The 2,902-nt window shown below is 54.5% G+C and carries 4 protein-coding genes and 1 pseudogene; 3 read left to right on the top strand and 2 right to left on the bottom strand.

All coding sequences use genetic code 11. The features are described 5' to 3' along the window. On the bottom strand, positions 1-384 hold a 384-nt coding region (locus tag ACOSYY_RS10530), incomplete at its 3' end, for a hypothetical protein (RefSeq protein WP_421662296.1). Positions 385-517: 133 nt separating this feature from the next. On the opposite strand from ACOSYY_RS10530, the gene ACOSYY_RS10535 reads away from it, so the two are divergent. Both ACOSYY_RS10535 and ACOSYY_RS10540 read left to right on the top strand, forming a co-directional pair. Beyond that, positions 518-1,432, top strand: coding sequence for a hypothetical protein (locus tag ACOSYY_RS10535; RefSeq protein WP_421662297.1), 915 nt, complete (start codon positions 518-520; stop codon positions 1,430-1,432). A gap of 252 nt (positions 1,433-1,684) precedes the next feature. Beyond that, positions 1,685-1,876 (top strand): annotated as a pseudogene (locus tag ACOSYY_RS10540) (addiction module antidote protein); the annotation flags it as partial. A gap of 82 nt (positions 1,877-1,958) precedes the next feature. On the opposite strand, the gene ACOSYY_RS10545 reads toward ACOSYY_RS10540, so the two are convergent. Beyond that, positions 1,959-2,315 (bottom strand): hypothetical protein, encoded by a 357-nt coding sequence (locus tag ACOSYY_RS10545; RefSeq protein ID WP_421662300.1) that lies wholly within the window; start codon positions 2,313-2,315, stop codon positions 1,959-1,961. 84 nt (positions 2,316-2,399) lie between these two features. Here ACOSYY_RS10545 and ACOSYY_RS10550 point away from each other — a divergent pair. Further along, the coding region (locus ACOSYY_RS10550; RefSeq protein ID WP_421662301.1) for a DJ-1/PfpI family protein at positions 2,400-2,902 on the top strand (503 nt) is incomplete at its 3' end.

Below are 2,902 nucleotides of genomic sequence, written 5' to 3' on the forward strand. Positions count from 1 at the left end.
AATCCAACAGGTCGGTACACGAACGGTTTGGACGTCTCGCGCAGGAGAGTAACCATCTGGGCACAGTTCGCCTGGGCGGTGGAAAAAAGTGCCGGGTCGATCGGCAGGAACCATCAGCAGCCGACTCAATAATCCCGGCAATACTCCGCTTCCGGCTGCCAGATCCTGATGTAGATTCGCCTGATTAAAAGTCACAAACGCCATAGATTTGAAATCCGGCATGATCTGGCCGTCCTCGCTCCACCAGGCGGTTCCCGGCGTGGTGCCGATCATATTGGACGTCGTGTCGGTGATCTGATTCAAAGTGGCCTTAATTGTGCAACCAGCGCTTCCGAGCAGCATGCTTGTGTAGACGATCGCGAGGCATCGCACACAGTTTCGCATACGAACCACCATATCCACGAGGAAAGGCGCCACATTTATTACATAGGTCCCTCAAGCGCAGTCGATTAGGTGCCGATAGGTGAGCGACAAAACGCACATCTTTTGTGAATGCATACTAAGGAGAGGATAGAACATGTCGGTTCAGACTCTGACATCCATCGACCCACATCAATTCTTCAATCTGCGTTCACTATCCAACGCCGAAGCACCTCGACTGGATACACGATTCAGCGGAGTGGCGGTGTCCAACGATTTTTCCGGACGTATGAGTGTGACGACGGCGGAAGGGGACAGGATTACGCTTACCGCAGACCTTGAAACCGATTTTCGATCACTGCGCTATGAGTCTCGCGCAGCAGCCGATCGGACGGCCGAGAGCGTTGGAGCGAAGTACACGCACTCTACCATCCAGCGAAACTTCGGTGTAGCCGTGAACGGAGATCTGAACCAGGAGGAGCTGCACGATCTGGAAACGCTCTTCCAGAAGGTTTCGAGCATCTTTCGCGGATTTTTTCATGGACAGGATGAAGAAGCCAGAGCCCATTCCACCAAGCTTGCGGAAGGGTTCAGGGGATTGGACAGGCTCTCCGCCCTTGATTTGAGTATCGACGTTGTCCGATCGGTTGCAGCGGTGGCAGCATCAAGCGTTTCCTCGGGTGGGGCGCCGGCGACGAATGCAGCGATCCCACAGTCGTCCAACGGTACCACGGCGCCCACCCCGTCAACAGACTCGTCCAATGGAACTCACCTCACTGCGCCGGTGAAAGACACGCGGTTGGCATCACTCATTCAGCAAGTGCTCGATGCGCTGAAGGAAGCCAAGACCGAGTCGGATAAGATTCACAAACTCCTTCCCGACTTCTTTGAAAAACTGCGCGAGAATCTAGTCAGGGAACTTCAAGGCGTGGGAAAGCCAAAGGCCGATGATCAGAGCCGTTCATTAGCTAAAGTATCAGATGAGGTTAGCTCGCCGGCTAATAGTACCGTCCTGCTTACTGCCTATCGAACGATCACAGAGACATCCATCTCGCTGTCGATCCAGAGTTGATCACTTACTCTTGATGTCCAGATTGGCGAGCCAGTGAACTCGATACGACTGTCCCAAACTCTTTCATGTGATTCTTGAAGTCTCCAGTAATCGTGCTGCCGGCCTTGTTGTCACTCGGGAACACATCTACTGCCATACTGTCCTAGGAAGTAACGAGCGTTGACACGATGTAACCAGGTGGATACGCTCCATTATCTTCGAGATCCGTAAGACGGAGATATTGTTCAGTGGTTTGATTTATAGGAGCACATTATGAAACGAACGACTACAACTCGCTTCGACATTGCCGAGCATCTTCGGACACCGGAGGAAACGGCGGCATACTTGGAGGCATGTCTCGAAGAGGCTGATGGCGATGCGGCATTTATTGCTAAAGCATTGGGTGACATCGCACGGGCCAAAGAGATGGGCCAAGTCGACCGAGACGCGGGCCTATCTCGTGAAAGGCGGTCGCCATAGAACAAACGGCGAACGACTTAGATAGAAGGGCTTCACTTTCTAGCGACTAAGTTCGATCCGTACTTTCCTACCGCGCCTTCTGTGGAAATTCCGGGGCTGGTGGCTGAGCCGGAGCGGGTGGTGGAGCAGGCAGCTGAAATGTCTGATCGTGCAATTGAAGGGGAGGGCCAGTGTTGAATGCAGGGCTTGTGGGGGGCTGTACCGTAATGATTCGCTCGCCATTTGGCAGAACAATCGTGCTTTCAACATTCCATTGATGGTCTTTGTAGACGTGAATACCGCCTTCCGGGCCCAGCACTTGGTTTAACCGTTCCTTCGCGCTCGGCTGCTGAGGTGGCTCCTCCGCAGCGGCGGGTAATAGACTTGGCCATATGATTCCCATTAGGATAGTTAAAAAGGCAGCGATCCAATACATCGGTTTCATTATACTGCCTTCTGTTCGATTAGCTATAGACCCATGCCGGCTGAGCCGGCCGTTCAATACCGATTGATGATCAGGAGCGAGGTGATGATGATTCCAGACAAGAAGTTGCAAGTGGCTATATTGTTGTACGACGGCATGACGGCGCTCGACGCGATCGGCCCCTATGAAGTTCTTCAGGCGCCGACTCTCGGGACCGACGTACGCTTCGTGGCACGTGAGAAGGGCGTGAAGCGCACCGACTTCGGAAGGCTCCGCTTGACGGCCGACTACTCGCTCGATGAAACCACCAGTCCCGATATCCTGGTAGTGCCGGGAACTGCGTTTCCACAAGCCGTGATGGGCGATCAGCTGGTCCTGGAATGGATTGCGCAGGTGCACCGGACGACCAAGTGGACCACGTCGGTCTGTACTGGCGCGTTGGGTCTGGCAGCTGCCGGCGTACTGCAGGGCCGTAATGCCACCACACACTGGCTCGCCCATGATGTCTGGAAACAATTCGGCGCCGTTCCGACCAAAGAACGTGTCGTTCGCGACGGCAAGGTCCTCACCGCCGCCGGCGTTTCCTCCGGGATCGACATGGCCCTCAC

The organism is Nitrospira sp. BLG_2, from assembly GCF_049222245.1.

Bases quoted from the DNA above. Each gene is read 5' to 3' on its own strand.
- ACOSYY_RS10535 (WP_421662297.1), top strand. From the start codon at position 518: ATGTCGGTTCAGACTCTGACATCCATCGACCCACATCAATTCTTCAAT.
- ACOSYY_RS10545 (WP_421662300.1), bottom strand. From the start codon at position 2,315: ATGAAACCGATGTATTGGATCGCTGCCTTTTTAACTATCCTAATGGGA.